Source organism: Amycolatopsis sp. NPDC102389, assembly GCF_044765885.1.
GTDB lineage: Bacteria > Actinomycetota > Actinomycetes > Mycobacteriales > Pseudonocardiaceae > Amycolatopsis.
Genome location: NZ_JBIWKX010000045.1, coordinates 1 through 26788 on the forward strand (window position 1 = coordinate 1; position 26788 = coordinate 26788).

25 protein-coding genes are annotated in these 26788 nt (G+C 70.2%); 4 read left to right on the forward strand and 21 right to left on the reverse strand.

What is annotated here, in order from left to right; translation table 11 throughout:
• Positions 1-290: 290 nt before the first annotated feature.
• On the reverse strand, positions 291-842 hold the full coding sequence (locus tag ACIRGA_RS30150) for a CGNR zinc finger domain-containing protein (RefSeq protein WP_400947229.1): 552 nt from the start codon (positions 840-842) through the stop codon (positions 291-293).
• Positions 843-864: 22 nt separating this feature from the next.
• Between ACIRGA_RS30150 and ACIRGA_RS30155 the strand changes: the two genes are divergently transcribed.
• On the forward strand, positions 865-2031 hold the full coding sequence (locus ACIRGA_RS30155; protein ID WP_400947231.1) for an MFS transporter: 1167 nt from the start codon (positions 865-867) through the stop codon (positions 2029-2031).
• On the opposite strand, the gene ACIRGA_RS30160 is transcribed toward ACIRGA_RS30155, so the two are convergent.
• Positions 2000-2368 carry an Rv2175c family DNA-binding protein gene (locus ACIRGA_RS30160; RefSeq protein ID WP_400947234.1) on the reverse strand — a complete coding sequence of 123 codons (369 nt, stop codon included), beginning with the start codon at positions 2366-2368 and terminating at the stop codon, positions 2000-2002. The genes ACIRGA_RS30155 and ACIRGA_RS30160 overlap by 32 nt on opposite strands.
• 185 nt (positions 2369-2553) lie before the next feature.
• Here ACIRGA_RS30160 and ACIRGA_RS30165 point away from each other — a divergent pair, with 185 nt between their 5' ends.
• Positions 2554-4626, forward strand: coding sequence for a PASTA domain-containing protein (locus ACIRGA_RS30165; RefSeq protein ID WP_400947236.1), 2073 nt, complete (start codon positions 2554-2556; stop codon positions 4624-4626).
• Positions 4627-4749: 123 nt separating this feature from the next.
• Complete coding sequence (locus ACIRGA_RS30170) at positions 4750-5529, forward strand: hypothetical protein (protein ID WP_400947239.1); 780 nt, start codon at positions 4750-4752, stop codon at positions 5527-5529.
• A 117-nt stretch (positions 5530-5646) separates the two neighbouring features.
• On the opposite strand, the gene ACIRGA_RS30175 is transcribed toward ACIRGA_RS30170, so the two are convergent.
• Complete coding sequence (locus ACIRGA_RS30175) at positions 5647-6480, reverse strand: NAD(P)H-binding protein (RefSeq protein ID WP_400947241.1); 834 nt, start codon at positions 6478-6480, stop codon at positions 5647-5649.
• Positions 6481-6575: 95 nt separating this feature from the next.
• On the opposite strand from ACIRGA_RS30175, the gene ACIRGA_RS30180 reads away from it, so the two are divergent.
• Positions 6576-7325 carry a TetR/AcrR family transcriptional regulator gene (locus tag ACIRGA_RS30180; protein WP_400947244.1) on the forward strand — a complete coding sequence of 250 codons (750 nt, stop codon included), beginning with the start codon at positions 6576-6578 and terminating at the stop codon, positions 7323-7325.
• 71 nt (positions 7326-7396) lie between these two features.
• Here the strand turns inward: ACIRGA_RS30180 and ACIRGA_RS30185 are convergent, their stop codons facing one another.
• The 18 genes from ACIRGA_RS30185 to ACIRGA_RS30270 all read right to left on the reverse strand — a co-directional run bounded on the left by ACIRGA_RS30185 (position 7397) and on the right by ACIRGA_RS30270 (position 26786).
• On the reverse strand, positions 7397-8206 hold the full coding sequence (locus ACIRGA_RS30185; protein ID WP_400947246.1) for a cell division protein FtsQ/DivIB: 810 nt from the start codon (positions 8204-8206) through the stop codon (positions 7397-7399).
• A 3-nt stretch (positions 8207-8209) separates the two neighbouring features.
• The gene (murC, locus tag ACIRGA_RS30190; RefSeq protein ID WP_400947249.1) at positions 8210-9619 is read right to left on the reverse strand and encodes a UDP-N-acetylmuramate--L-alanine ligase; all 1410 of its coding nucleotides are present in this window, start codon (positions 9617-9619) and stop codon (positions 8210-8212) included.
• The gene (gene murG / locus ACIRGA_RS30195) at positions 9612-10739 is read right to left on the reverse strand and encodes an undecaprenyldiphospho-muramoylpentapeptide beta-N-acetylglucosaminyltransferase (RefSeq protein ID WP_400947252.1); all 1128 of its coding nucleotides are present in this window, start codon (positions 10737-10739) and stop codon (positions 9612-9614) included. The genes murC and murG overlap by 8 nt, the downstream gene beginning before the upstream one ends.
• The gene (gene ftsW / locus ACIRGA_RS30200; RefSeq protein ID WP_400947255.1) at positions 10736-12214 is read right to left on the reverse strand and encodes a putative lipid II flippase FtsW; all 1479 of its coding nucleotides are present in this window, start codon (positions 12212-12214) and stop codon (positions 10736-10738) included. Before ftsW ends, murG begins: the two co-directional genes overlap by 4 nt.
• Positions 12201-13604 carry a UDP-N-acetylmuramoyl-L-alanine--D-glutamate ligase gene (gene murD / locus ACIRGA_RS30205; protein ID WP_400947258.1) on the reverse strand — a complete coding sequence of 468 codons (1404 nt, stop codon included), beginning with the start codon at positions 13602-13604 and terminating at the stop codon, positions 12201-12203. The genes ftsW and murD overlap by 14 nt, the downstream gene beginning before the upstream one ends.
• Positions 13605-13607: 3 nt before the next feature.
• Positions 13608-14693 (reverse strand): phospho-N-acetylmuramoyl-pentapeptide-transferase, encoded by a 1086-nt coding sequence (mraY, locus tag ACIRGA_RS30210; protein WP_007029326.1) that lies wholly within the window; start codon positions 14691-14693, stop codon positions 13608-13610.
• A complete protein-coding gene (gene murF / locus ACIRGA_RS30215; RefSeq protein ID WP_400947261.1) occupies positions 14690-16222 on the reverse strand; it encodes a UDP-N-acetylmuramoyl-tripeptide--D-alanyl-D-alanine ligase in 1533 nt (510 codons plus the stop codon). The genes mraY and murF overlap by 4 nt, the downstream gene beginning before the upstream one ends.
• Complete coding sequence (locus ACIRGA_RS30220; protein ID WP_400947364.1) at positions 16219-17724, reverse strand: UDP-N-acetylmuramoyl-L-alanyl-D-glutamate--2,6-diaminopimelate ligase; 1506 nt, start codon at positions 17722-17724, stop codon at positions 16219-16221. Before ACIRGA_RS30220 ends, murF begins: the two co-directional genes overlap by 4 nt.
• A 415-nt stretch (positions 17725-18139) precedes the next feature.
• Positions 18140-20068 carry a peptidoglycan D,D-transpeptidase FtsI family protein gene (locus ACIRGA_RS30225; protein ID WP_400947264.1) on the reverse strand — a complete coding sequence of 643 codons (1929 nt, stop codon included), beginning with the start codon at positions 20066-20068 and terminating at the stop codon, positions 18140-18142.
• On the reverse strand, positions 20068-20775 hold the full coding sequence (locus tag ACIRGA_RS30230; RefSeq protein WP_400947266.1) for a hypothetical protein: 708 nt from the start codon (positions 20773-20775) through the stop codon (positions 20068-20070). The genes ACIRGA_RS30225 and ACIRGA_RS30230 overlap by 1 nt, the downstream gene beginning before the upstream one ends.
• On the reverse strand, positions 20772-21731 hold the full coding sequence (rsmH, locus tag ACIRGA_RS30235) for a 16S rRNA (cytosine(1402)-N(4))-methyltransferase RsmH (RefSeq protein WP_400947268.1): 960 nt from the start codon (positions 21729-21731) through the stop codon (positions 20772-20774). Before rsmH ends, ACIRGA_RS30230 begins: the two co-directional genes overlap by 4 nt.
• Before the next feature lie 204 nt (positions 21732-21935).
• Positions 21936-22367, reverse strand: coding sequence for a division/cell wall cluster transcriptional repressor MraZ (gene mraZ / locus ACIRGA_RS30240; RefSeq protein WP_005156436.1), 432 nt, complete (start codon positions 22365-22367; stop codon positions 21936-21938).
• A 469-nt stretch (positions 22368-22836) separates the two neighbouring features.
• Positions 22837-23430 (reverse strand): hypothetical protein, encoded by a 594-nt coding sequence (locus ACIRGA_RS30245; RefSeq protein WP_400947270.1) that lies wholly within the window; start codon positions 23428-23430, stop codon positions 22837-22839.
• Complete coding sequence (locus ACIRGA_RS30250) at positions 23423-24562, reverse strand: WXG100 family type VII secretion target (RefSeq protein WP_400947273.1); 1140 nt, start codon at positions 24560-24562, stop codon at positions 23423-23425. Before ACIRGA_RS30250 ends, ACIRGA_RS30245 begins: the two co-directional genes overlap by 8 nt.
• Positions 24559-24882: a type VII secretion target gene (locus ACIRGA_RS30255; protein ID WP_400947276.1), complete on the reverse strand. Its 324-nt coding sequence runs from the start codon at positions 24880-24882 to the stop codon at positions 24559-24561. Before ACIRGA_RS30255 ends, ACIRGA_RS30250 begins: the two co-directional genes overlap by 4 nt.
• The gene (locus ACIRGA_RS30260) at positions 24879-25406 is read right to left on the reverse strand and encodes a YbaB/EbfC family nucleoid-associated protein (RefSeq protein ID WP_400947279.1); all 528 of its coding nucleotides are present in this window, start codon (positions 25404-25406) and stop codon (positions 24879-24881) included. Before ACIRGA_RS30260 ends, ACIRGA_RS30255 begins: the two co-directional genes overlap by 4 nt.
• 52 nt (positions 25407-25458) lie before the next feature.
• The gene (locus ACIRGA_RS30265; protein ID WP_400947284.1) at positions 25459-26211 is read right to left on the reverse strand and encodes an ESX secretion-associated protein EspG; all 753 of its coding nucleotides are present in this window, start codon (positions 26209-26211) and stop codon (positions 25459-25461) included.
• Positions 26208-26786 carry a PE-PGRS family protein gene (locus ACIRGA_RS30270; RefSeq protein WP_400947287.1) on the reverse strand — a complete coding sequence of 193 codons (579 nt, stop codon included), beginning with the start codon at positions 26784-26786 and terminating at the stop codon, positions 26208-26210. The genes ACIRGA_RS30265 and ACIRGA_RS30270 overlap by 4 nt, the downstream gene beginning before the upstream one ends.
• Positions 26787-26788: the final 2 nt, after the last annotated feature.

Genomic DNA, 26788 nt, shown 5'->3' on the forward strand with positions numbered 1-26788 from the left:
CCTGGTCACCACGCCGACAGGCCGGTCAGTGTCCGTGAGGTCCTGAAACATCAACTGTCCGACATGTCCTGAACTCAGACATGGGGTTCTAACCCCACTTGCCACTCACGACCCCAGGGAAAACCGGTCATGCGAGCATCAAACGGACATTCGGTCGCCGGCAACAGTCCCTGTGGACGCTCAAGGTGCGGCAGTGCGCCGTCGGTGCACGTGCCTCGCGCCGAAGTCCTCCTTGCTCGCGGTCTCACCACGACACGGTTGACTTTCGGCTCAATAACCGTCCTTACCACTCACGAGCGTTGTCGCCGGTGCGCCGCCACTCGCTCCCGGGTCGCGCACCGCGTCGAGCAGTAGCGCCGCGGACTTCCCCCACCCAAGTGTGCGAACGGCTTCCCGCACCCCGCTGCCGCGCACAACCCGCCCGGCGGCGTCTGACGATCCGACAGCAACACGGCCAGCGCCAGCGCGGACGAGGTCACCAGCCACGCGCCCCACGGCCCGTCGTCGTCGGCGTCCACGTGGAGATGCCAGCCGAACCCGTCGGCATGATCGGTCAACCGCGGCGGATGCGCGTACCTGGCCAGCAGCCGGTTGAGCACATCGGCCGCCTCCGCGACATCCCGCGCCGCGAACACCGCACGCAGTTCCACGGCCGCCTCACGCAACGACGTCACGTCCGAAGGCGCCAATTCGACCGAGGTCTCGCCGTGCGCTTCCAGTACCGCCCGAACCGACGCGACCGAGGGTTCCGACGCGAGCAGGACCTCGAGCAGATCCACCGCCCGCTGGGCCGCCGCCCGCGCCGAACGGCCGGGCAGGAAATCCCGCTGCGCTGAAGTCATATCCCACTGTAACGTCTTTCTCATGAGAAGCCGTTACAGGCTCGCCGTCTACCTGACCGGCGCGACGGTCGCCAGGACCGGCGACGAGCTGTCCGGACCGGCGTTGCTCCTGCTCGGCATCGCGGTCGACGGCTCGGCCGCGACCGGGTCCGCGCTGCTCGCGGGCCTGACGATCTCCGCGGCGGCGGGCGGGCCGCTGCTCGGCGCCCTGCTCGACCGCAGTCCCCGGCCGGGACGGCTGCTGGCGTGGGCACTGCTCGCCTACGCGGGCGGGCTCGGCGCGGTGCTCGCGCTGGTCGAACTCCCCGCGGCGATCGTGGTGGCCGTCGCGGCCGGGCTGCTCAACCCCGCCTTGGCGGGCGGGTGGACGGCTCAGCTGCCGAACGTCCACGGCACGACACCCCTGGCAAGGGCGAGCACGCTGGACGCGATGACGTTCACCGCCGCGAGTCTCGCCGGGCCGGGACTCGCCGGGCTCGTGGCCGCGTACGCCGGCGCCCCGGCCGCGGTGGCGCTCGCGATCACGCTGGTCGCGGCGGCCTTCCCCGCCGCATGGTCGCTGCCCGCCGCCGAAGCGAAGCCCGCGAGACCGATCCGCCGTCACCTCGCCGACGGCTTCGCGGTCCTTCTCCGCAACCGCGCGCTGCTGCGGGCCACCGCGACGTCGACGGTGTCCTTCGCCGGCATCGGGATCGCCGTGGTCTGCTATCCACTGCTCGGCGCCCAACGGCTGGGGAATCCGGGTTTCGGCGCGCTGCTGCTCACCGTGCTGGCCGCCGCGTCACTGGCCGCGAACGCCGTGCTGGCCCGTAAGCCGCCACAGCCCGACCACACCGTGCTCGCCAGCACAGTCCTGCTGGGCGCGAGTTTCCTGCTCGCGGCGTCGGGGCACGACGTGGTGACCCTGCTGGCAGCCGCCGTGCTCGCCGGTTTCGCCGAAGGACCGCAACTTTCGGCTCTTTTCGCCATCCGGCATCGTGAAGCACCCGCGGCGGTGCGGGCTCAGGTTTTCACGACGGCGGCGAGCCTGAAGATCACCGGGCTCGCGGCGGGCGCGGCGGCCGCGGGACCGTTGAGCGCACTCTCCGTAACCGCGGCGCTGAGTGCCGCGGCGGGCTGCCAGCTCCTCGCGGCCGCGACGTATCTGCTGGTCAAACCTAGAACGCCATCGCCTGCGCGCGCCGCTTGACCTCGGTGCCGTGGCTGGTGCGGAGCGCGTTGACCGGGGTGGACCCCGGCAGGGTCTCGTCCGCGGCGAAGAGCCAGCGCAGCATCTCCGTCCGGCTGAAACCGGAGTCCGCGAGCACGGTGATGGTGCCCGCCAGGCCCTTGACCACGCCGTCCTTCACCAGGAACGCGACCGGGACGTACAGTTCACCCTTGCGCCGGACGGCGATCAGGTGGCCGTCGCGCAGCATCTGGCGGACCTTGTTGGCCGAAACGCCCAGCGCGGTCGCGACCTCCGGAAGCGGGAGAACGGCCACATCTGCATCGAGAACGTCGTCGGCGACGGGAATACCACTCACAGGTGACACTGTGCCACATTCCGTCTCTCCCCCCGTTAGTGCGCATGGGTGACGACCCCGGACATGACGGAGAGTGCCCGCACGGTCACGGATACCGCCGATTCGACGAAATGACGGGAATCGTGATCCCCGGCGACCCAGGTCCCGTACACCAGAACATGGGCACTTCCGTACGATCCATAGCCGTGACACGCACGGATCCCACTCTGGTGGGCACTCTGCTCGAGGGCCGCTACCGGGTGGACAAGCTGCTCGCACGCGGTGGGATGTCGTCGGTGTACCGCGGCGTCGACACCCGCCTGGACCGCCAGGTCGCCATCAAGATCATGGACCCGCGGTTCGCCGACGACCGGTCCTTCGTCGAGCGCTTCGAACGGGAAGCCCGTTCGGCGGCCCGGCTGCACCACCCGCACGTGGTGGCGGTGCACGACCAGGGCTTCGACACCCCCGGCGGTGAGGAGTCCGGCCGCGCGTTCCTGGTCATGGAACTCGTCGACGGCGGGACCCTGCGCGAACTGCTCGCCGAACGCGGTCCACTGGACATCGCGCTCGCGCTGAGCATCACCGAGCCGGTCCTCTCCGCGCTGGCCGCGGCGCACGCCGCCGGGCTGGTGCACCGCGACGTCAAACCGGAGAACGTCCTCATCGGCCGCGGCGGCACCGCGCTTTCGGGCGGCGTGGTCAAGGTGGGCGACTTCGGGCTGGTCCGCGCGGTCGCGAGCGCGGGCACCACGAGTTCGAGCGTCATCCTCGGCACCGTCGCCTACGTCTCGCCCGAACAGGTCGCGACCGGCGCGACCACCTCGCGGGGCGACGTCTACTCGGCCGGGATCCTGCTGTACGAAATGCTCACCGGACGCCCGCCGTACACCGGCGACACCGCGCTTTCGGTGGCGTACCGGCACGTCAACGACGACGTACCGCGCCCGAGCGAGCTGCGGCCCGGCATCCCGCCGCAGCTGGACGAGCTGATCCTGCGCGCCACGCGCCGCGACCCCGAGCAGCGCCCGGCCGACGCCGCGGCGTTCCTCGCCGAGCTGAACCATCTGCGCACCGTCCTGGGCGTCCCGGCCGTCCCGGTGCCCGTGCCGCTGCCCGCCGACGCCGACCGGGAGACCGACGCCGAGCGCACCACCCCCGGCATCCCCGCCGTCCCCGCGGTCCCCGCCGTCCCCGCGGTGAACCCGGCCATGGCGACGACGGTGCTGGCCCCGGTCGCTGAGGCGACCATGCCGGTCACCGGGCCGCGCGGGACGCAGGCGTTGCACCGCGAGCCGCAGATCCCCGCCGCGCAGCCGCCCCGCACGCCGCCCCCTCGGCCCAAACCGGCCGCGGACGACGAGCAGCCGGGGTCACGCAAGCGGCTCTACATCATGATCGCGGCCGCGGTACTGGTCCTCGGCGGCCTGATCGGCGCGTTCGCCTTCATCCTCAACGACTCCGGCCCGACGTCGTCGTCGGTGCCGAAGCTGGCCGGGATGAACCAGGCCGCCGCCGGTGACGCACTCCGGTCGGCGAAGCTGACTCCGGCCTACACCGAGGAGTACAGCGACACCGCCGCCCAGCACACGGTGATCCGATCCGATCCCGCCGAGGGCACGGCGCTCGCGCCGGGCGCCACGGTCAACGTCGTGCTGTCGAAGGGCCGTCCGATCGTGCCGGACATCCAGGCCGGCACGAGCCAGCAGGACGCGGAGACGGCGATCAAGGCCGCGCAGCTGACCCCGGTCCAGGGCGAGCAGGAGTACAGCGACGTCGCCAAGAACAAGGTGGTCCGCGTCGATCCTGGCCCCGGTTCGCAGCTGAACATCGGTGGGCAGGTCACGATCATCCTGTCCAAGGGCCCCGAGCCGCTGCCGCCGGTCCCGGACGTCACGGGCCAGAGCAAGGACGCGGCGTTCCAGATCCTGCAGCAGGCGGGCTTCCAGCCGTTCCAGGCGGGCGAGGAGTTCTCCGACCAGTTCGCCGCCGGTCAGGTGATCCGCACCGACCCGAAGGGCGGCGGCAAGGCGAGCAACCGCCGGATCGGCGTGTTCGTTTCGAACGCCGTCGAAGTGCCGAACGTGACGTTCAAGCGGATGGAGGAGGCGTTCCAGATCCTGAAACAGGCGGGTCTGGAACCCGACCGTGAGGGACGCGGAAACGGCAACGGTCACGGCGGCGGAAACGGCGGTTTCGACTTCGTCCTGCAGCAGGATCCGTCGCCGGGCACCAAGGTGCCCAAGGGCACGAAAGTGAAGCTCAAGGGCTTCGGGTGACGCGAAAGGTGCTTTGAAACCGTTCAGTACCGGCATGGTCATCGGCTACCGTGAGCGCATGGTGGTCGTTGACGGCGTGAACGGCAGGTCGGACAGCTTCACCCCGCGTTCTGCCGCGCCACGATGAGCTTCTTCACGGACGGTCCGCGCAGCCGCCCCCTGTTCCCGGTGCCGGAACAGGAGCTGTTCGGCTACAACGGCCGTCCCTGGGTGGAGACGCCGCACGAGTACATCGTCCCGGCGATCCTGCCCTGGTCGATGCCGCTGGGCCGGGCCGAACGGACCATCGTGGCACTGCGCGGTATCGAGGTGTGGCCGGAGTCGGTGTCCTTCCAGCTGTCGGTGTATTCGCGGGATCTGCTGCTCGACGAACCCGGCGAAGGCCTGATCGACCACCGCCGGGTGCCGGACTACAACGCACTGCTGGTCGGGGTGCTCTTCCCGGACGGCAGGCGCGCCAGTTCGGAGACCATCTCCGTGCCGTCGGCCACCAAACCGGATCAGCCGGTGCTGCGCGCGCAGGGCCTCGGCGGTTCGGCGTTCCACGTCGACCACGAGATCTTCCTGTGGCCGCTGCCGCCGGACGGGCCGCTGGAGTTCATCGTCCAGTGGCTCGACCGCGACATCGAGGAGTCGCGCACCTCGCTCGACGGCACCGCCATCCGCGACGCCGCCAAGGAGGCGGGCGAGATCTGGCCCGGCCTGCCGGCACGGGAGTCGCACGGGCTGCCCGTCCGCCGGGTCGGGGCGCAGGCGATGATCACCCCGGCCTGGCCCCGCGAATCGCAGGCCCCGCCCCCGCTGCCCCAGCCGCAGCGGTCGTCCCCGCCGCCCGCCGAGGCTCCTGCTCCGCCACAGCGCGGTGCGCCGCTCCCGACCCGCCTCCCGCGCCGAGCTCGCTGAGGACCGGTAACCCGTATCTCGCGTGTTCCTGGCCGTCACTCGCGTGATTGAAGGCGAAACTCTCGAGTTACGGCTTCAATCACGCGAGATACGGCTCCAATCACGTGAGTGACGGGTTCAGCGGAACGCTTCGACGTTCGCCATCGCCCACTCCGCGTAGGTGACGCCGGGCCGGCCGGTGAGCTCCTGGACGACGCCCGTCGGCTTGTCGGGGTTCTCGGTGAAGTACGCGAAGCCGTCGAGCAGCCACTCGGCGATCTCGGCCGGGACACCGGCGGCGGCCCACTGCTTGTTCGCCTCTTCCCGGGTCAGCTCCTGGAAGACCACCTCCTCGCCGAGCGCGGCCGAGATGGCGGCGACCTGTTCGCGCTGGCTGATCGCCGCCGGCCCGCTCAGCGTGTGTTTCTTGCCGACGTGCCCCTCGGTCAAGATGACGTGCGCCGCGACGGCGGCGATGTCCGCGAGGTCGATCGGCGTCATCCGTGCTTCGGGGTAGGCCTCGCGGACCACCCGCTCGGCCTTGATCGTCTCCGCCCAGCCCAGGGTGTTGTTCATGAACGCGCCCGGCCGCAGGAACGTCCAGTCGAAGTCCGCCTCCACCACGGCCTTCTCGATGATCGCGTAGTCCACGCCGCTCGAGTTGTCCGCCGGATCGTCGGCGTTGCTGCCCGACAGCGCCACCACACGGCGCACCCCGGCCTCCTTCGCCAGCTTCACGAAGTCGTCCACCTTGGCCGCGAGCGGCGCCAGGTACACGGTCTCGATGCCTTCGAGGGCTTCCGGCAACGTCTCCGGCTTGCCCAGGTAGCCCTTGGCGACCTCCACCCCCTCGGGCAGCGCCGCCTTCGCCGGGTTGACGGTCAGCGCCCGTACCGGCGCCCCGGCCTGCACCAGTTCGTCGACGAGCAGCCTGCCGACGCTTCCGGTCGCACCGGTCACCAGGATCGTCACGATTCCCCACTCCTTTTCGTACGCCCTACGGGATAACCTTAACCGTACCTCATACGAGAATGTAGAATCCAGCTTCACGGCCGAGTGGAGTGTGGATGGACTTCGAGCGCAGCCTCGAACTGTTGTGGCGTGACCGCGGCGAAGCCCGGCAGCCGACCAGGGGACGAAAACCGAAACTGACCCTCGACCAGGTGATCGCCACCGCCGTCGCGCTCGCCGACGGCGCGGGTGAGGCGACCGTGTCGATGAGCCAGATCGCCAAGGAACTCGGCGCCGGCACGATGACGCTCTACACCTACGTCCCCGGCAAGACGGAACTGCTCGACCTCATGGTCGACTCCGTGCTCGCCGAACGAGACCTCCCCGGCCCCGGGGATCCGCGGCCGGACGGCTGGCGCGAGCAGGTGCGGCTGTACGCCGAGCGCACCCTGGCCGTGTTCCGGGCACACCCGTGGCTGCGGTCGACGTCGATGGTGCGACCGGTGCTCGGCCCCGGGCTGATGGCGGGCCAGGAGTACCTGATCGCGGCGGTGTCGGACATCGGGCTGGAGCCGCGCAAGACGGCCGCGGCCGCGAACAGCATCGAGATCTACGTGCAGGCGAACGCGACGCTGTTCGCCGAGACCGCGCAGGTCGAGCAGGAGACCGGGCAGTCGACGGACGCCTGGTGGGGGCAGCGGTCGGTGTTCTGGGAGAAGTACTTCGACGTGGAACGCCATCCGGCGATGACACGGATCTGGGAAAGCGGCGGCTACGAGGCGGACACCTGCGAAGCCGCCGACGAGACCTTCGCGTTCGGCCTGGAACGCATGCTGGACGGCATCGAAGCCCTCGTCACCGGTTGACCCTCCCGCGTTTCGTCCTCTGAATGCGGTGGTTCGTATCGCGAACTACCGCATTCAGAGGACTAAACGCGTCAGGAGACGGTGGGCAGATCGGGTGCCGAGACGTCGAAGACCTTTCCCTCGCGTGTGAGCAGCGCGGCCAGGACCTTCGCCTTGCGTTCGGTGTCGGCCGAGGTCCCCCACCGCACGGTCTTCCCGTCGGCCAGCGCGAACTCGACGCTGCCGGGGGTCTTCGCCGTCGCGGTGGTGACCTGCTTGAGCAGCTGCTGCGGGATCACGCCGAGGACGCCGGTCACCGCGCGGGTCACCGGGTCGTCGGCCGACACCGATGGCAGCTTCAGTTCGGGCAACCCGGCGGGCCGTTCCTTGACGGTCTTGAACACCACTCCCCCGCCGTCGACGAGGTGCACGCCGTCGCCGCCGGGCCCGCTGTCGAAGAACGCGATCGCGGTCCGTTCGGTCACGGTGATCTCGAGGGTGCTCGGCCACGACCGGGAGACGTCGACCGTGGCGATGCCGGGCATCTGCGCCACCCGGTCCCGGATTTCGTCGGTGTCCAGGCGCAGCATCGGCTTCTGGTCCGGCACCGCCGCCGCGGCGCGGATCTGGTCCGCGGGCACGGAGCCCGCCCCGACGACGTCGACCTGCTGAACTCCCAGCATCGAGCTGAACCACAGCAGGTAGACGAGGGCGGCGGCGGTCAGCACCGAAAGCAGCGCGACCCAGCGCCGCCGCATCTCCTTCTGCCGGGTGGGCCGGGTGGTGCGGCGGCGGTCGTACACGGACCGCCTGCCGCGCCGGGCCTTGGAGCGTTGGGCTCGTTCGGTGCGCGGACGCCGACCGGGTTCGGCCGGGCGGCGGCGTTCCCCGGTCTGCGTCATGGCTTATCCCGCCCGCCGGTCCAGTTCGGCCAGGATCTCCGGGCCGAGCTGCGTGACGTCGCCGGCGCCCATGGTCACCAGCAGGTCGCCGGGCTTGACCAGATCCGCCGCGAGCTTCGCCGCGACGTCGAACGCGGGCTGGTAGTGCACGGGAACGCCGGAGATCTGGTCGGCGATGAGCGCGCCGCTCACCCCGGGCTCCGGTTTCTCGCGCGCCCCGAAGACGTCCAGCACGACGACCTCGTCGGCCAGCGACAGCGCGGCCGCGAACTCCTTCGAGAACGTCTTCGTGCGCGAGTACAGATGCGGCTGGAAGACCACGATGACCCGGCCCGAGCCCGCGGCCGTCCGCACCGCGCGCAGCTGCGCGTCGACCTCGGTCGGGTGGTGCGCGTAGTCGTCATACACGCGGACGTCGCCCGAGCGGCCCTTGAACTCGAACCGCCGCCGGACGCCGCCGAACGCGGCGAGCCCTTCGGCCAGTCCTTCGACCGGCGCGCCGAGCTCGATCCCGGCCAGCAGCGCGGCGATCGCGTTCAGCGCCATATGCTCGCCCGGCACCGCGACCCGGAGGACGATTTCCTCGCCCCGCAAGGAGATCCGGACGACGCCGCCGTCGGGGGCCGGCGCGTAGTCCAGCACCTTGGCGTCGTCGCCGCCGGTGACCGAACGCCCGTAGCGACGGACGCGGATGCCCTGCGCCGCGGCCCGCTCGCCCAGCTTCCCGGCGCCCTCGTCGTCACCGCAGACGATCAGCAGCCCGCCCGGCACGATCCGGCCGAGGAAGTCGGTGAACACCGAGACGTACGCCTCGGCCGTGCCGTGGTGGTCCAGGTGGTCCGGCTCGACGTTGGTCACCACGGCGACCGACGGCGAGTAGGCCAGGAACGACCCGTCGCTCTCGTCGGCCTCGGCGACGAAGATCCCGCCCTCGCCGTGGTGCGCGTTCGCGCCCGACTCGTTGAGGTCGCCGCCGATCGCGAACGACGGGTCGAGACGGCACTGCTGCAGCGCGACGGTCAGCATCGACGTCGTCGACGTCTTGCCGTGCGTCCCGGCGATGCAGGCGACGCGGTGCCCCTCCATCAGCCCGGCCAGCGCCTCGGCGCGGTGCAGCACGGTGATCCCGCGTTCCCGCGCGGCCGCCAGTTCCGGGTTGGACTCCTTGATCGCGGTCGACACGATCACCGAGGACGGACCTTCGGGGAACGCGTCGAGATTCTCGGCGCGCTGGCCGACGGCGATCTCGGCGCCCTGGGCGCGCAGCGAAAGGAACGCGCGCGACTCCTTGGCGTCGGAACCGGAGACCTGGGCGCCGCGCGCCAGCAGGATGCGGGCGATACCGCTCATCCCGGCGCCGCCGATCCCGATCAGGTGGGCACGCGTGAGCGTGTCGGGGAGTTGATCAGGCACCTGCGGCCTCCAGCACGATCTTGGCAAGGGTCTCGTCGGCCTCACGGTGGCCGAGGCCGACGGCGGCCGCGCTCATCTTCGCGACCCTGTCGGCGTCGGACACCAGCGGGATCACCAACTCCGCGACCTTGGCGGGGGTGAGGTCGGCGTCGTCGACCATCAGCCCGGCACCGGCGTCGACCGCGGGCCGGGCGTTGACGGCCTGTTCGCCGTTTCCGTAAGGCAGCGGGACGAACACCGCGGGCAGGCCGACGGCGGAAACCTCGGCGACGGTCATCGCGCCGGAGCGGCAGAGCACCGCGTCGGCGGCGGCGTACGCGAGATCCATGCGCTCCAGGTACGGCACCGGGACGTACGCGGGCCGTCCGGGGAACTCCTGGACGACCAGCGTGTTCTTCGGTCCGTGGGCGTGCAGGACGCCGACGCCCGCGTCCGCGAACTCCTTGGCCGCGCCGGAGACGGCGCCGTTGATCGACACCGCGCCCTGCGAACCGCCGAAGACCAGCAGGGTCGGGGCGTCGGGGTCGAGCCCGAAGAACTCGCGGGCTTCGGCGCGCAGCGCGGGCCGGTCGAGCGAGGTGATGGAGCGGCGCAGCGGGATGCCGATGACCTCGGCCTTCGCCAGCGGCGTCCCCGGGACGGCGACGGCGACGCGGACGGCGAACCGCGCGCCGACCTTGTTCGCCAGGCCCGGCTTCTCGTTGGCCTCGTGCACCACGATCGGCGTGCGGCCGCGCGCGGCGAGGTACGCCGGAAGCGCGACGTAGCCGCCGAAACCGACGACGACGTCCGCGCCGACCCGGTCCAGGACCTCACGGGTGCGCTTGACCGCGTCGCGGACCTTCAGCGGCATCTTCAGCAGTTCGGGGGTCGGCTTGCGTGGCATCGGCACCGGCGGGATCAGCTCCAGCGGGTAGCCCCGCGCCGGGACGAGCTTGTTCTCCAGTCCGCGCTCGGTCCCGAGCGCGATCACCTTCGCGTCGGGACGCAGGCGCATCACCGCGTCGGCGAGGGCGAGTGCCGGTTCGATGTGGCCGGCGGTACCACCGCCGGCGACCACGACCACCGGTGCCTTGCCGGCGACCTCGCCTGCGGCGCCACCTCTGACTGGGTTGTTCACCTATGACCTCTCCGGTTTGCGGTACCCCGTTTCGCGGTACCGCGGTTCACCGCCGTTCGCGCGGCCGTCCTCCTGCCGGGCTCCCGTACCGAACGGCGCCGCTCCTGAGCGGGCGAAGGCCTGGCCGTCCTCGGCGCGGGCCTCGCCGCCTTGGCGGCGCCTCCCCTGGCCGCGGTGCCCTTGCGCTTGGCGGGCGGGCGGTACGGCTCGGGCGCGGGAAGCCTCAGCAGGCGTCCGAATTTACCTGGCCCCTGCGAGCGCAGTGCGGCCACCGCCTCCGGTTCGTGCCGGGCGGCGTTGGCGAGGATCCCCATGATGAGCATGGTGATCACCAGCGACGTCCCGCCGTAGGAGATCAACGGCAGCGTGACCCCGGTGACCGGCAGCAGGCCGACGACGTAGCCGATGTTGATCCCGGCCTGCGCGACCAGGAAGACGGTCAGCGTGCCGGCCACGATGCGGATCCACGGGTCGAGGTTGCGGGTGGCGATCCGCAGGCCCACGACGGCGACCCCGGCGAACAGCCCGAGCACCACCACGCAGCCGACGAAGCCGAGTTCCTCGCCGATCAGGGCGAAGATGAAGTCGTTCTGCACGTTCGGCAGATAGCCCCAGTTGGACTGGCCCTGGCCGAGGCCCTTGCCGAGGAACCCGCCATCGGCGAGCGCGAGTTTCGCCTGGTTGGCCTGGAAGCCGTCCGCGCTGGTGTCCGGGTCGCCGGAGACGAACGACATGACCCGCGCCAGCCGGTACGGGGCGATGATCGCCAGCACCAGAACCCCGGCCAGACCGCCCGCGAGGATGACCCCGAACAGTCGTTTCGGCGCGCCCGCGAACCACAGCAAAGCCATCAGGACCACCGCGAGGGTGATCGTGCCGCCGAGGTCGGGCTGCATCATGACCAGCGCGAACATCAGCAGCGCGATCGGCACGACCGGGACGAGCAGATGCCGCCACTGGTTGATGATGTTGTACTTGATCACCAGGATGTGCGCGCCCCAGAAGGCCAGCGCGACCTTCGCCGCCTCGACCGGCTGGAAGGCGAACCCCCCGAGCCGGAACCAGCCCTGCGAGCCGTTGACCTCGGAGCCGAGCGGGGTCAGCACCAGTACGAGCAGCCCGAGGCACACCACCGTCGCCGTCGCCGACAACCGCCGGACGCGTTCCAGCGGCACCCGCAGTCCGACCCAGAACACCACCGCGCCGATCCCGACGAACATGAGGTGCTTGCTGAACTGGGCGTACACGCCGGTGCCGGTCTTGGGGTTGTACGAAGCGACCGACGACGCCGACAGCACCATCACGATGCCGATCACGGTCAGCACGCCGGTGAGCGCCAGCACCAGGTGGAACGAGGCGAGCGGCCGCGAAAGCCAGGCCGTCAGCGCGGTGCGGAAGACGACGAACGGGCTTTCCTTGCGCTCACGTCGTTTGCGCGGCGGAGTCTCGCGCTTTCTTTCCTCAACCGCCGTCACTGGTCTCCCCCGCACCGTCGCGCAGGACACGGACCGCGCTCGCGAACGCGTCGCCGCGTGCGCCGTAGCTCGAGTACATGTCCAACGACGCCGCGGCGGGGGCCAGCAGCACCACATCTCCAGGGCGCGCCAGGGCGCGGGCCGCCTTCACCGCCGCAGTCATGGTGTCATCGTCACCCGAAGGGAGGCTGTTCACCGGGACATCCGGCGCGTGTCGCGCGACAGCGGCGGCGATCACGGGTGAATCGACGCCGAACAGGACGACGCCGCGCAGCCTCCCGGCGATCGAGCCGACGAGCTCGTCCACGGAAGCGCCCTTGAGCTGGCCACCGGCGATCCAGACGACGTTCAGATGCGCGCGCAGTGAACCGCTCGCCGCATGCGGGTTGGTCGCCTTGGAGTCGTTGATGTACCGGACGCCGTCGATCTCGCCGATCTCCTCGGCCCGGTGCGGGGCGGGCCGGTACTCGCGCAGGCCCTTGGCGACGTCCTCGCCGGTGACGCCGTACGCGCGGGCCAGCGCCGCCGCGGCGAGCGCGTTGGAGACGTTGTGCGGGCCGGCGGGACGCACGTCGGCCAGCGTGCCGAGCTCGTCGGCGCTGGTCGCCGGGTCGGCCACGAAGGCGCGGTCGACCAGCAGGTCTTCCACGATCCCGAGTTCGCCGGGGCGCGGGGTGTCCATGCCGAAGGCGACGCGGCGGGCGTCGGCGGGCGCGTGCTCGTCGGCGAGCCGGGCGGACCACGGCTCGTGGAGGTTGTGCACCACGTTCCGGGAGTGGGTGTGGACCCGGCCCTTCGCGGCCGCGTACTCCTCCATCGAGCCGTGCCAGTCGAGGTGGTCCTCGGCCAGGTTCAGCACCACCGACGCGAGCGGGGCCAGCGTCGACGACCAGTGCAGCTGGAAGCTCGACAGCTCGACGGCGAGCACCTCGCGCCCGGCCCGCACCGCGTCGAGTACCGCGAAGCCGACGTTTCCGCAGGCCACGGCATCCACCCCGGCGGAACGCAGGATCGACTCCAGCATCCCGACCGTGGTCGTCTTGCCGTTGGTGCCGGTGATCGCGAGCCACACCGGCGGCTTGTCGCGCAGCTGCCCGACGCGCCAGGCCAGCTCGACGTCGCCGATCACCTCGATACCCGCCTCGGCCGCCGCCACCAGCAGCGGAGACGTCGGCTTCCAGCCGGGGCTGGTCACGACCAGCTCGACGCCTTCGGGTGGCACCGCGAGACCGGGCACCAGTTCAGCGCCGAGACCTTCGAGCTCCGCCAGCCGTTCGGCGTTGCCGTCGGTGACAGTGATCCGCGCACCCAGGTCCGCCAGGACGGGGACGATGGACTTGCCGGTGATCCCGGCTCCGGCGACGAGGACGTGCCGCCCGGCGAGCTCCATGTGCTAACCCCCGAAGCTGAGCTGTTCGCTGTAGAACAGGCCCAGACCGAACATGCAGCAGATGGCCGACAGCAGCCAGAACCGGATGATGACCGTGGTCTCCGCCCAGCCCGCGAGTTCGAAGTGGTGATGGAACGGGGCCATCCGGAACAGCCGCCGCCGGGTCGTGCGGAACACGGCGATCTGCGCGACCACCGAGATCATCTCGACCATGAACAGACCGCCGATGACGATGGCGAGCAGCTCGGTGCGGGTGGTCATCGACAGACCGGCGACGAGGCCACCGAGGGCCAGCGAACCGGTGTCACCCATGAAGATCTTCGCCGGGGCGGCGTTCCACCAGAGGAACCCGACACAGGCACCGGTCGCCGCGGCGGCCACCACCGCCAGGTCCAGCGGGTCACGGACGTCGTAGCAGGCGGTCTGCGGGGTGACCGCGCACGAGAGGCGGGTCTGCCAGAAGGCGATGACGACGTAGGTCGCCAGCACCATCGCCGCGGTGCCGCCGGCGAGACCGTCGAGGCCGTCGGTGAAGTTCACCGCGTTCGACCAGCCCGAGATGACGATGTAGCAGAAGATCACGAAGAACACCGACGGGAAGGTGATCAGCGCGAGGTCCCGCACGTAGGACAGGCTTTCCGACGCCGGGGTCAGCCCGCGCTCGTCGGCGAACTGCAGCGCCAGGATCGCGAAGGCGATCGTGACCACCAGCTGGCCGACCAGTTTCGCGGTCTTGTTCAGCCCGAGGTTGCGCTGCTTGCGGATCTTGATGAAGTCGTCGAGGAACCCGACGAGCCCGAGGCCGACGGCCAGCAGGAGGACCAGCAGCCCCGAGGCGGACGGGCCGCCGGTGCCGTTGCCACCGCTGAGCGCGCTGATCAGATGCGCCACGAAATATCCGACGACCATCGCGACGATGATCGCGACACCACCCATCGTCGGGGTACCGCGTTTGGATTTGTGTCCCTGCGGTCCTTCCTCCCGGATCTCCTGGCCGAAGCCCTGCCGGGAGAACACCCGGATCAGATAGGGAGTGAGGAGGATGGAGACCAGCAGGCCCGCCGCGGCCGCGATCAGGATGCTGATCACGCGTCACCACCGTTCGAGCGTTCTTGAGAGGGGGAAGGGGCTACTACAGGGGATTCAGCGATCGTTGCGGGAGAGGCGAGCACGGCGTCGGCCACTCGCCACAGAGCGGCGGCCTTGGACGCCTTCACCAGCACCACGTCTCCCGCGCGGAGCTGATCATGCAGCAGGGCGATGGCGGCCTCGACGTCGGGTACCAGTACCGACTCCTCGCCCCAGGAACCCTCCTGCTGCGCGCCCTGATGGGTCGCCGCGGCCGCCTGGCCGATGACCACGAGCTTGTCGATGTTGAGCCGGACGACGAGCCTGCCGATGCCGTCGTGCGCCTCGACCGAGTTCTCGCCGAGGTCGCCCATGACGCCGAGCACGGCCCAGGAGCGGCGGTTCGCGCTCATCGACGCGAGCGCCTTGAGAGCGGCCCGCATCGACTCCGGGCTGGCGTTGAAGGAGTCGTTGAGCACCGTGACGCCGTCGGCCCGGGTGGTGACCTCCATGCGGCGCTCCGACCGCCGTTCGAGGCTCGACAGACGGGCCGCGACCTCCTCGACCGTCGAGCCCATCTCCAGCGCCACCGCGGCCGCGCTGAGCGCGTTCCCGACCTGGTGCTCGCCGTAGAGCGGCAGTTTCACCGGCGCCTCGCCGTCCGGGGTGACCAGCCGGAACGACGCGCGCGCCTCACCGTCGAGGGTGATGTCGACGGCACGGACCTGCGCGGATTCGCTCTCCCCGACGAACACGACCCGCGCCTTCGTCCGGCTCGCCATCGCCGCGACGTACGGGTCGTCGAGGTTCAGCACCGCGACACCGCCGTCCTCGGCGCTCGGCAGTGCCTCGACGAGCTCGCCCTTGCCCTTGGCGATGCCCTCGCGGGAGCCGAACTCGCCGACGTGGGCGGTGCCGACGTTGAGCACGACACCGATCCGCGGCGGCGCGATGGCCGCCAGCTCGGCGATGTGGCCGGGTCCGCGGGCGGACAGCTCCAGCACGAGCTGCCGCGTCGTGTCGTCGGCCCGCAGCGCCGTCCAGGGGTGGCCCAGCTCGTTGTTGAACGATCCCGGCGGCGCCACCGTCGGGCCGAGCGGCTCCAGCAGCTGGGCGATGATGTCCTTGGTCGAGGTCTTGCCCGCCGAACCGGTGACCCCGACGACGGTCAGGTGGTCCCCCGCGAGCTTCCGGATCACGTGCCGGGCGAGTTTGGCGAGCGCGGCCAGCACCGCGGCACCCGCCCCGTCCTTGTCCGAGACCAGCGCGAACGCCCGCTCGTGCCCCTCGCCGGCGTTCAGCGGCGGCACGATCACGGCCGGGGCGTCGACCTCACGGGCCGCGAGCACCGCGACCGCGCCGGACTCGACGGCCTGAGCGGCGAAGTCGTGGCCGTCGACCTTCGCCCCGGGCAGCGCGATGAACAGACCGCCGGGCGTGATCTCGCGGGTGTCGAATTCGACGCTTCCGGTGACCTCGGCGGTCCCGTCGGTCCGATGCAGCCTGCCGCCGACGATGGCGGCGATCTCGGCCAGGCTGAGCACGATCACACTGTCTCCAGACGTCTGCGGATGGCGGAGGCCAGCTCTTCCCGGTCGGAGAACGGGTGCACGACACCCTGGATCTCCTGGCCGGTCTCGTGGCCCTTGCCCGCGATGAGCACGATGTCGCCGGGCTGGGCCAGCTCCACCGCGTGGACGATGGCTTCCCGGCGGTCGGCGATCTCGACGATCTCGCCGCCCAAGGCCGGTCCGGCGTTGCGGGCACCGGCCAGCATCGCCGCCCGGATCGCGGCCGGATCCTCCGACCGGGGGTTGTCGTCGGTCACGATCAGCACTTCGCTGCGCCGGACCGCCGCCTCGCCCATCATCGGGCGTTTCGCGGTGTCGCGGTCCCCGCCGCAGCCGAGGACGGTGATGATCCGGCCCTCGGTGCGCGCACGCAGCGCGTCGAGCCCCTGCGCGACCGCGGCGGGCTTGTGCGCGTAGTCGACCACGGCGGTGAACGGCTGGCCGAGGTAGACCCGCTCCATCCGGCCCGGCACCTCGACCGAGGCGAGCCCGGCGACGATGGCGTCGAGCGGGACACCGGCGGTGTTGAGGATCGCGGCCGCGAGCACGGCGTTCGCCACGTTGAACTCACCCGGCAGCGGGATCTTCGCCGGAGCGGTGAGGCCGTCGGGACCGTGAAGGGTGAAGGTCTGCTCCCCCGCCGGGGTGGGATTGAGGTCGGTGGCGCGCCACAGCGCGTCCGTTCCCGGCTCGGTGGACACGGTCACCGTGTGCGGGGTGAGGAGCGCGTGGCCCCAGGCGCTGTCGACGACGACCACCTCGGCGGTGGAGCGGCCGTCGAACAGCAGCGACTTGGCGGCGAAGTACTCCTCCATGTCCTTGTGGAAGTCCAGGTGGTCCTGGGAGAGGTTGGTGAAGGCGCCGACCGCGAAGCGCGTGCCGTTGACCCGGCCCAGCGCCAGCGCGTGGCTGGAGACCTCCATCGGGACGTGCGTGACGCCGCGTTCGACCATCACCGCGAGGAGGGCCTGCAGATCCGGCGCCTCGGGGGTGGTGAACCCGCTGGCCAGCCGCTCGCCCGCGATCCGGGTCTCGACCGTGCCGATCAGCCCGGTGGTGAGCCCGGCCGCCTTGAGCCCGGCGTCGACCAGGTACGACGTCGTGGTCTTGCCGGACGTCCCGGTGATGCCGAGGACGGACAGCTCCAGCGACGGCTCGCCGTAGATCCAGGCGGCGATCTCGCCCAGGGCGGCGCGCGGGTCGGGGTGCACCAGGATCGGCACGCCGGCGTCGCGGAGCACCGGACGCTCGGCGCCGGCCTCGTCGGTGAGCACGGCGGCCGCGCCTGCCGCGATGGCCTGGTCGCTGAAGTCCGCGCCGTGGGCGCGAGCGCCGGGAAGCGCGGCGAAGAGGTCACCGGGGAGGACGTGCTGTGCGCGGAGCGTGCTGCCCGTGACGGTCAACTCGGCCGCGGCCGTGTAGTCGTCGTCACCGACCACGAGCCGGGCGCCCGCCCTGGCGAGCAGCGTGCCCAGCGGCATCGGCTCGATCCTGGCCGGACGAGGGGGTGCGGCGACGGCCTTGACCGGGCTGTCCGGGACCTGGGCAGCCGTCGCGCCGGACCCGCTTTCGACGGCGGGACCGCTGCGGGGATCTGAAGTAGGCACCGACACAGCCAAGGAGGTTACCGGCGCGGCATCCGGGTGACTGAAGCGGTGCGGTGTGTGCACGCGACGATCACTCGCGTGGTATTGGGTTTCGTGAGCTCTCCTTGGCACGCAAGGGCTTCCGACTGTCGCTTGAGGACAGCGTCCAAACACACGAGTTACGCCTTCAAGCACGCGAGTTACGCCTTCAAGCACGCGAGTTACGCCTTCAAGCACGCGAGTTACGCCTTCAAGCACGCGAGTTACGCCTTCAAGCACGCGTGTTACGCCTTCAAGCACGCGTGTCGCGTCAGGAAAGCACCAGCGGGACCTGGGGCGACGGGCCGTCCGAAAGCGGGATCTGGAACCGCTGGGCCAGGTACGCGGCCACGGAGTGGAACAGCGGCGCGGCCGAGAGCCCTTGCTGCAGGGTGGCGTCCGGCGCGTCGAGCCGGATCCCGACCACGAAACGCGGGTTGTCGGCGGGCAGGATCCCGGCGAAGGTGATGTTGTACAGGTGGTTGCTGTACGTCTTCGTCTGCGGGTCGACCTGCTGACCGGTGCCCGTCTTGCCCGAGATCTGGTAGCCCTCCAGCGCCGCCTTCGGCCCGGTGCCGCTCTGCTGCCCGCGGCCCTTCTGCGTCACCGCGCGCATCATGTCGCGGACGGTCTTCGCCGCCTCCGGGCTGATGACCTGAACGGTTTTCGGCGCCGGTTCCGGGACGAGGGTCCCGTCCGGGTTGACCTTCGCCTTGACCACCCGGGGTTCCACGCGCAGGCCGTCGTTCGCGATGGCCTGGTACATCCCGGCCATCTGCACGACCGTCATCGAAAGCCCCTGCCCGATCGGCAGGTTTCCGAACGTCGTCGCCGACCACTGGTTACGCGGAGGCACGACGCCCGGGCTCTCACCGGGCAGGCCGAGACCCGTGCGCTGGCCGAGACCGAACTTCTTGAGCAGATCCGCGTACCGGTCCTCGCCGAGTTTCTGCGCCAGCAACAGGGTGCCGACGTTCGACGACTTCGCGAAGATGCCGGTGGTGGTGAACTGCTGCGTGCCGTGATGCCAGGCGTCCTTGACGATCTTGTCCGCGACCTGCAACGAACCCGGCACCGGCAGGGACGCCTCCGGCGTGGTGATACCCGCGTCGATCGCGCCCGCGGCGGTGACGATCTTGTTCACCGAACCGGGTTCGAACGGCGTGGTCACCGCGCGGTTGTTCAGGTTCTCCGTCTCGCTGCGCGAAGCGGGGTCGTTGAGGTTGACCGTCTTGTCGTTGGCCAGCGCGTAGACCTCGCCGGTCTTCGAGTCCAGGATGACCGCCTGGCCGCCTTTCGCCTTCGACTTGGCGACGTAGTCGCTCAACTGCCGCTGCAGTTCGTACTGCAGGTCGGTGTCGATCGTGAGCTGCAGATCCGAACCGGGGACGGCGTTCTGGATGTCCCGTTCGGTGCCCGGGATGACGAGGTTGTCGTTGCCGTTCCGGGTGTTCACGATCTTGCGGCCCGGCGTTCCGGCGAGGTCGTTGTCCCGCGAGGCTTCGAGACCGTAGCCACCGTGCAGGTTGTGCTTGGAGAGGTCCTTGTCGTCGGTGCGCCAGTTCGCGTATCCGACGATGTTCGCGCCGACCGAGTCACCGGGGTATTCCCGCTTCGAGCGCTTCTCGACGCTGATCCACGAGTATTCCTTGACGATCGCCTCGGCGACCGACGGTTCGATGTCGTGGACCAGATACGTGAATCCGTCGGGCTTGTGGAACTTGTCCAGCAGTTCCTGCTCGGTGATCACGCCGGGCAGCTTGGCCGCGATGAACTTCGCCGCGCCCGCCACCTCGGTCTCGAAGTTCTTGCCCTTGGTGGGGTTCTTCGCGGCGAAGTCGTCCATCGTCTTGTGGAGCCAGTTCAGGCTCACCGCGAGGGTCCGCACCTCGACGCTGAACGCGATCTTCGTCCCGTTGCGGTCCAGGATGGACCCGCGCTGCGCGGGACTTTCGATCACCGACGTCCGCTGCCGTTCCGCCGCCTCGGACAGCGCACCGGCCTCGAACCACTGCACCTGCACCAGTTTGAGGCCGGCGAGCACCATCACGACGATCAACAGGATCCGGACGCCGGTGAACCGGCTCCGGTTCCCCCCGTTGCCACGGCGGGCGGTGGCACGGCGGGTCCCGGCGGCATAGGTCCGTCGCGCACTCCCCGCCGACCGGGCCCTGGCCTGCGCCGGGCGGCCGGGCGACATCACTGACCTCCCTGCGCCGGGGCCGCGTTCTCCTGGGGCACCGCGGGCTGGTCGCCCTCGTACGGCGTTCCCTGCTGCGTGCCCTCGGCGGGCGGCGGCGCCGACGAGTCGGGCGTGGCGGCGGGCGCCTCGCCTTCGGCCTTCTTCGGCTCACCGACCACAGTGGACTGTCCATCCGGGCTGACCACGATATGCGCGGGGTCGCCGCCGGGCACCATGCCCAGTTCCCTGGCCTTGGGTGCCAGCGAAGCAGGCGACTCGGCCTTCGCGACCTCGCGCTGCAGCCGTTCCTTCGCTTCGGCGAGCCCGGCGTTGGTCGTGCGGAGTTGTTCGAGCCGGTACGAATCGGCGATGGCCTGCGTGGTCAGCCACAGCGTGCACGCCACGCCGACGGCCAGCAGACCCATCATCATCAGCACGAACGACGCACGCGATCGCGGCCAGCGCAGCTTGAGCTTCTTCTTCGGCTCTTCCTTGCCCGCGCCGCCTTCCGCGTCGGGACGGTTGCGTTGCTGGTCTCGCTGCAGCAGGTCGGCGCGCTGGGCACGGCGGGCGTAGGCACGCTCCGCCGCCGACGTCCGGCCCCGGGAAGCACGGGACGTCGTGGTCTCGGTGGTGTCGGGCGTCTGATCGACGGTGGCGGTCGCGCGGGCACGCCGTCCGGGCGGCGGTGTCCGGCGGCCGCGGGACTTCGCGGGAGCGGTCATCGTGCTCGGTCTCCGATCCGTTCGGCGGCTCGCAGCCGCACGGAGGCGGCCCGCGTGTTCTGTTCGGTCTCCGCCTCGCCGGCCTTCTCGGCCCCTCTGGTGAGCAGTTTCAGTTCCGGGCCGTGGCCCGGCAGTTCCACCGGAAGCCCTTCCGGCGTCCGGGATTTCGCCAGTTCCGCGAAGGCCTGCTTGACCAGCCTGTCTTCGAGGGACTGATAGGACTCCACCACGATGCGGCCGCCGACGGCGAGGCAGGACAGCGCCCTCGGCATCGCCCGCCGCAGCACCTCCAGTTCGCCGTTGACCTCGATCCGCAACGCCTGGAACGTGCGCTTCGCCGGATGCCCGCCGGTGCGCCTGCTCGCCGCGGGGACCGCGTCGTACAGCAGTTCCACCAGCCGCCCGCTGCGCGTGAAGGGTTCCTTCTCTCGTTCCGCCACAACGGCTTTGACGATCCGCTGGGCGAAACGTTCCTCGCCGTAGTCGCGCAGGATCCGGATCAGCTCGCCGGGGGCGTAGGTGTTGAGCACGTCGGCCGCGGTGAACCCGGTGGTCGGGTCCATCCGCATGTCGAGCGGGGAATCCTTGGAGTAGGCGAAACCGCGCTCGGCACGGTCCAGCTGCATCGAGGAGACCCCGAGGTCGAACAGGATCCCGTCCACTCTGGACAGTCCGAGACCCTGCAGTGCGGACGGCATCTCGTCGTAGACGGCGTGCACGAAATCGACACGATCACCGTGCCGCGCAAGCCGTTTCGCGGAGAGTTCCAGCGCGTTGGGGTCGCGGTCGAGGGCGACCAGGCGCAGCAGGGGGAACGCGGTGAGCAGCGCGTCGGAATGACCGCCGAGCCCGACGGTCGCGTCGACCAGCACGGCCTCGCGGTCGGAGAAGACCGGCGCGAACAGTTCGACGATGCGGTCCAGCAGCACCGGGACGTGCTCGTGTTCGTCTGCCATGTCTTCCCCCCTTTCCTGTAGTGCCGGGGAAGATGCCGGATGCCGTCAGGTCCCTGTCCGCCCGCCTGCTGACCTGGTACCGGGGAAGGTGTACCAGGGCCACTGAGCGGACAGAGGCCTCACGGCATCCGTGTGGACGGTTCCCGGCGTGTCCGAAGCATGAACCCGCGCCCCCCGACGGCGTGGGTGCTTCCTCGGTCACGTCTAGAAGACGCCCGGCAGAACTTCCTCTCGAGCCTTCGCGTAGCTGTCCTCGTGTTCGTCCAGGTAGCCCTGCCACGCTTGGGCGTCCCAGATCTCCAGCCTGGTGATCGCCCCGATCACCACGCACTCCTTGTTCAGCCCGGCGTAGCGTCGGAGCTCGGACGCGATCGCGATACGTCCTTGCCCGTCCGGGCGTTGTTCGTCCGTCCCGGCGAAGAGATAACGCTGGTAGGCCCGGACCGCCTCGTTCGTGAACGGGGCGTCGGCGACCTTCCTCGCCATCTGCTCGAACTCTGCCCGGGGAAAGACGAAGAGACAGTGATCCTGTCCCTTGGTGACCATCAGCCCACCGGCGAGCGCGTCGCGGAACTTCGCGGGCAGCGTGAGCCGCCCCTTGTCATCCAGTTTCGGGGTGTGGGTGCCGAGGAACACCGGCTCCACCTCCCTACCGATCTCGGCTGCGAACAACCAAGCCCGGCCACGGGGCTCCCTTCTGCCCCACTGCGCACCACCGTACCCCACTTTTCACCACAGTCAACGCGGCAAAAGCCGCGACCACTCCGTCGTGTCAGACGTTTTCGCTGGTCAGCCAGGTGGGGCCAGGTGGGGGCTCGGTGGGGGACGGTGGCCAAGATCCCCCTGGGCGGGTATCAAAGCAACCTCATCCATGCCTGAAGCGTCCGGATATCGGCCGCCGGAACCCTGCTGTGGCACGAAGTGGGGGGAAAGTGGGGAATCCGGTGGGGAGCGGTGGGGGCGGTTGAGGACACTGTGGAGGGTGCCGACGTCGGGTCATCCCACGAAATGTCGACAAAGGACAGCCGTCACCCCGCTCGCGGTGTCCCCAATGTGGCATTGGGGACTCTGAGCGTCTCCAATGCCACATTGGGGGCGCCTCCGCTCAGCGTCGGTTGCGCTTCCGGCGGCGTCCGTTCATCCCTGGAGTCGCGCGACGGTCGACGCCGCGCCAGTCCTTCGGCTTCTCCGCCGGTTCGGGCAGCAACCGGTCGATGCCCTTACCCGCGAACCAACCGGCCGTGTAACCGGGGATCAGGCTCACGACGGTGAAGAAGAACCACCAACCGAACGAGAACAACGGCCGGGGCCGGTCCACAGGGACGACGTTGTACTGCAGCCCCCCATAGCGGCCCGCGGACTGGTAGGACACGACGTTCACCTCACCCGACAGGTTCGAAACCGAACCGATCACGGCGGAACTGACCAGGGGCCTGCCCGGCGCCTTCCGATCCCACGTCACGTCGGCTTGGCAGACATGGATCATCCAGAACCGCAGCGGGCTGCGATGGCATTCCTGGATGCGCGCCACCCCGAACCGGTCCACTTTCCCCGTGTCACTGATCCCTAGTGACAATCCCAGCGAGAACATGAACCAGGCGACCACCACCGCGACGACGACACCGGCGAGCACCCTCAGACTGAACCGGCCGCGCCGTTTCCGACCCGGCCGCTCGTCTTGTCCGGTCGGTTCAGTCATCGTCGTCGTCGAGCGTTCCGCTGATCCTGCCGGTGGTGGGCGGTGTGACCCTGCCGCGCTCGGCCGAACCGCCGTCGTATTGGACGCGGTTTTCCGCGGCCGCCTTGCCTGCTTCCTTTCCGGCCTTCAGGTAAGGGTTGTCGGCGACCTTGCCCCCGAGGGAGTTCTCCATCCGGTCCATCCCGCCCCGCGTGTGTTTGAGCAGCCGCTCGGCGCCCGTCGCGTCGGAGTCCAGAGCCTTCTTCGCGAGCTTGAGGTTGTCGGCTTTGAAGGTGTCCAGCGTCTTGTCGCTGGCTTTGATCGCCTGATTGGCCTCGTGCCCGAGGTCCGAAGCCTTACGCCCCAGTGCCCGTGCCGCCTCCCGGGCCCGGTCGCTCGATCCTTCGAACCGTTTGACGAACTTCTGGATGGCGCTGAGCAGCTTCCCGATCTTCTTCTGGATCTTCGCCATGACCTTGACCGCGTCGGCGAAGATGCTCGCGGTGAACGCGGCGACCGAACCGCCGAGGGTGAACCACGACGAAGCGAGCGCCAGGAGCGCACGGGTGATCACGTCGCTGATGAAACTGGCGATGATGTCGAAGATCAGCGCCCGTGCGGTGGCCACCACCATCCCGCCCGTGGTGATCCAGTGCGCCGAATCCTTCGCCTCGGCGGCGACGTCGCGCAAGGACTGCGTGTACTGCAGTGCGACCTTCCGGTACGCGATCGCCGCGTCACCGTCCCATCCGGATGTCGTGCTCAGCGCACCTTCGTAGTCGCCCGCCACCGCCTCGAGTTCCGTCGCGATGTTGTTCCACGTCTGTGCCGCCTGCTGGACCAGATCGGGATCGCCGGTCAGGATCTCCAGTGGTTCGCGGATGAAGTCGAGGTTCTCCATCAGCCAGCCGACACCGGCCTTCACCAGCTCGCCGAGCGGGTTCAAGCCCATCGACAGCAGGTCGAGCCCGACCGAGACCCCGTCCATGGCGAGCGCGAAGGTGTCGATGTCTTCGCCGTGCTTGGGATTCAGGGTGCCGGCCATCCCTTCGAGGCTGTCGGCCAGGCCGCCACCCTTGAAGTTCTTCTTCTCCTCCGTCTTCTGCGCGACCAGGTTCTGTTCCCTCGGCCCCGCGACCGGTTCTTCGCTCACAGCTTCTTCCCCAGGTCCCGGCCGAGCTGTGCCGCGTCGTCGTCGATCTTCGTGTAGTCCGTGGCGGCCTTGCGCAGGGCTTCCGACAACGCGCTCCCGAGGTTCGCCGCGCTGGTCATCAGCTCGTCCGCGTCGCCTTGGGCCAGTTGCAGGACACCGCCGACGGGCACCGCGCACAGCAGGCCGTATCCCTGGAAGCCGCCCATTCCGACCTGGTTCGCCGCCGAGGCCGCGCCGCGGATGCGGTCGGCGAGGTCGGCGACCTGGTCCGCGTGTGCTTTGAGGCGTTCCGGCGAGACGCCGTATCCCGGCCCGCTCACGAGCGGCCGGTCCAGTCGACGTGCTGGAAGTCTTCACCGTCGTCCTCATCGGACACGGGACGAGACGGCCGTGGCTTCGCGGGTGGAGCGGGAGGCGGCTCGGCCGGGACACCGAAGCGCGCGGAGTCGTCCGGTTCCGGAGCGGGCTGCGCTTCTTCCCGTGGCGGCAAGGTGCTCTTGATGAAGTCGACCGCGTCGGAGCCTTCGCCGGTCAGCCCGGCCATGATCGCCAGGGTCCGGTCGGCGGCCCTCGTCGTCGCCTTGCGGTAAGTGCTCATGATCAGCGACGCGAGCTGGGCGGGCGGCCGTTCCTGCGCCTGCGGGGCCAGCGAGAGCGACGTCAGTCCGCCACCGGGGTTGACCGTCAAGGTGACCAGCCGATCCGGGCTGCTCAGCGTGACGACGTTGTTCTCCAGATCGGCTTTCGCCTGTTCCGCCTTCGCGAGCAGGGCGGCGCTGCGCCGCTCCTGTTCGCGCATCCACTCCTGCGGATCGCGCATGTCGCCACCGAATGGCACGGTCATTCCGAAACCCCCACTTCCCGAAGGCCCCCTCAGGCTTTCGGCTCGTCACAACCTAGCGGTCCGGGTCCAGCAGCGAAGCCAAACGCGCGGCCAGCCGGGGACCGTCCACAGGGGACACGTTCACCCATGCCTGCCCGCCGCGGCCCTCGGTCCGCGCCGCGCAGTACGCGCCGACGTCGGTGTCGAACCAGGTCAGCCCGCCTGCCCGGTGCGCCCGGCCGTCGCGGTCGCGGGTCCGCACGGTGAACTGGCCCGCGCTGTAGACGGGCCGCGCCTGGATCGCGAGCACCTCGCGCAGCTGGGTGTCCGAAGCCGACGATCGCCCGCCGTCGCCGAACACCGGATCCGCCAGGTCACCGCCGAAGCGCGCCGCGGGCAGGCTGATGCCGTAACCGGGCCCTGGCCGCAGTTCCGGCAGGACGTCGACGATCGCGGCGAACACCTCGCCGTCGCCGATCCCGGAAAGCGCGATGGTCTGCTCGGGCTGCGTGGCCAGCACACCGTGCCGCCCCCGCGCGGCCGCGACCGCGCGGAACGGCGCCTGAGCCGTCATGTCGGCCAGCGCCTCGCATTCGACGTAGACCTCGGCGCGCGCGAGCAGATCGAGCCGCGCTTCCAGGGCGGCGTCGAGCCGGTCCCCGTCATAAAGGCCTCGTTCGGCGAGGTTTTCGTAGACCGCGCCGCGGATCTCGGCGCGTTCCGCCTCCGTGGCGCCGACACTGCGCACGGACAGCGGCCACGGCGGGGCCGCGTGTCCCAGATCGGACCAGAGGACGTCGAACGCCGACGCGGAAACGCGGATCAAGACCGCCCCAGCTCGGGCGGCTTCGCGAAGGAGACCCGCGGGGTCAGCGAACGCAGTGAGGCGTCGCGGGTGTTCATGACGTCGACGGCCTTGCGACGGGCCTCTTCGGCCTCCGCGTGCTTGGCCTCCATCTCGTCGGCGAGCGCGGCGAGGAGCGCGAGATTCCCGCCGGCCGCGGCGCCGCGGATCATCGCGCCGGGGTCGTAGTCCACCGGCGGCGGCATGTCGGCGCGGGCCCGCGCCGCCGCCTCGGCCTGTCCGGAGACGGCCTTCCCGAGCGAGGACGAGAGGTCCGCGGACCAGGCCAGCCAGCCGGACGCGGTGGTCAGCACACCGCGCAGCGCGTCGCCCGCTTCCCCGCGCCAGTTCTCTTCGCTGCTGCCGACCAGCCCGGCCAGTTCGGCCGTCGCGTCCTGCATCCGCCGCGCGAGCGCGTCCCAGCCGGCGCCGATACCGCCCGCGGCCTCGGGGTCGTTGCCCGCTTCGACCTCGGCGGCCAGCGCTTCGTGGCTGTACGCCTCGTACCGCGTGGCCGCGACCGGGACCTCGCGTCCCGGCGTCTCTCCATCAGACACGA

Coding starts and splice junctions, on each gene's coding strand:
- ACIRGA_RS30150 (WP_400947229.1), bottom strand. CDS start 842: ATGACTTCAGCGCAGCGGGATTTCCTGCCCGGCCGTTCGGCGCGGGCG.
- ACIRGA_RS30155 (WP_400947231.1), top strand. CDS start 865: ATGAGAAGCCGTTACAGGCTCGCCGTCTACCTGACCGGCGCGACGGTC.
- ACIRGA_RS30170 (WP_400947239.1), top strand. CDS start 4,750: ATGAGCTTCTTCACGGACGGTCCGCGCAGCCGCCCCCTGTTCCCGGTG.
- ACIRGA_RS30180 (WP_400947244.1), top strand. CDS start 6,576: ATGGACTTCGAGCGCAGCCTCGAACTGTTGTGGCGTGACCGCGGCGAA.
- ACIRGA_RS30185 (WP_400947246.1), bottom strand. CDS start 8,206: ATGACGCAGACCGGGGAACGCCGCCGCCCGGCCGAACCCGGTCGGCGT.
- murD (WP_400947258.1), bottom strand. CDS start 13,604: ATGGAGCTCGCCGGGCGGCACGTCCTCGTCGCCGGAGCCGGGATCACC.
- ACIRGA_RS30220 (WP_400947364.1), bottom strand. CDS start 17,724: ATGCCGCTGGGCACGCTGCTCGCCAGGGCGGGCGCCCGGCTCGTGGTC.
- ACIRGA_RS30225 (WP_400947264.1), bottom strand. CDS start 20,068: ATGTCGCCCGGCCGCCCGGCGCAGGCCAGGGCCCGGTCGGCGGGGAGT.
- ACIRGA_RS30230 (WP_400947266.1), bottom strand. CDS start 20,775: ATGACCGCTCCCGCGAAGTCCCGCGGCCGCCGGACACCGCCGCCCGGA.
- rsmH (WP_400947268.1), bottom strand. CDS start 21,731: ATGGCAGACGAACACGAGCACGTCCCGGTGCTGCTGGACCGCATCGTC.
- ACIRGA_RS30245 (WP_400947270.1), bottom strand. CDS start 23,430: ATGACTGAACCGACCGGACAAGACGAGCGGCCGGGTCGGAAACGGCGC.
- ACIRGA_RS30260 (WP_400947279.1), bottom strand. CDS start 25,406: ATGACCGTGCCATTCGGTGGCGACATGCGCGATCCGCAGGAGTGGATG.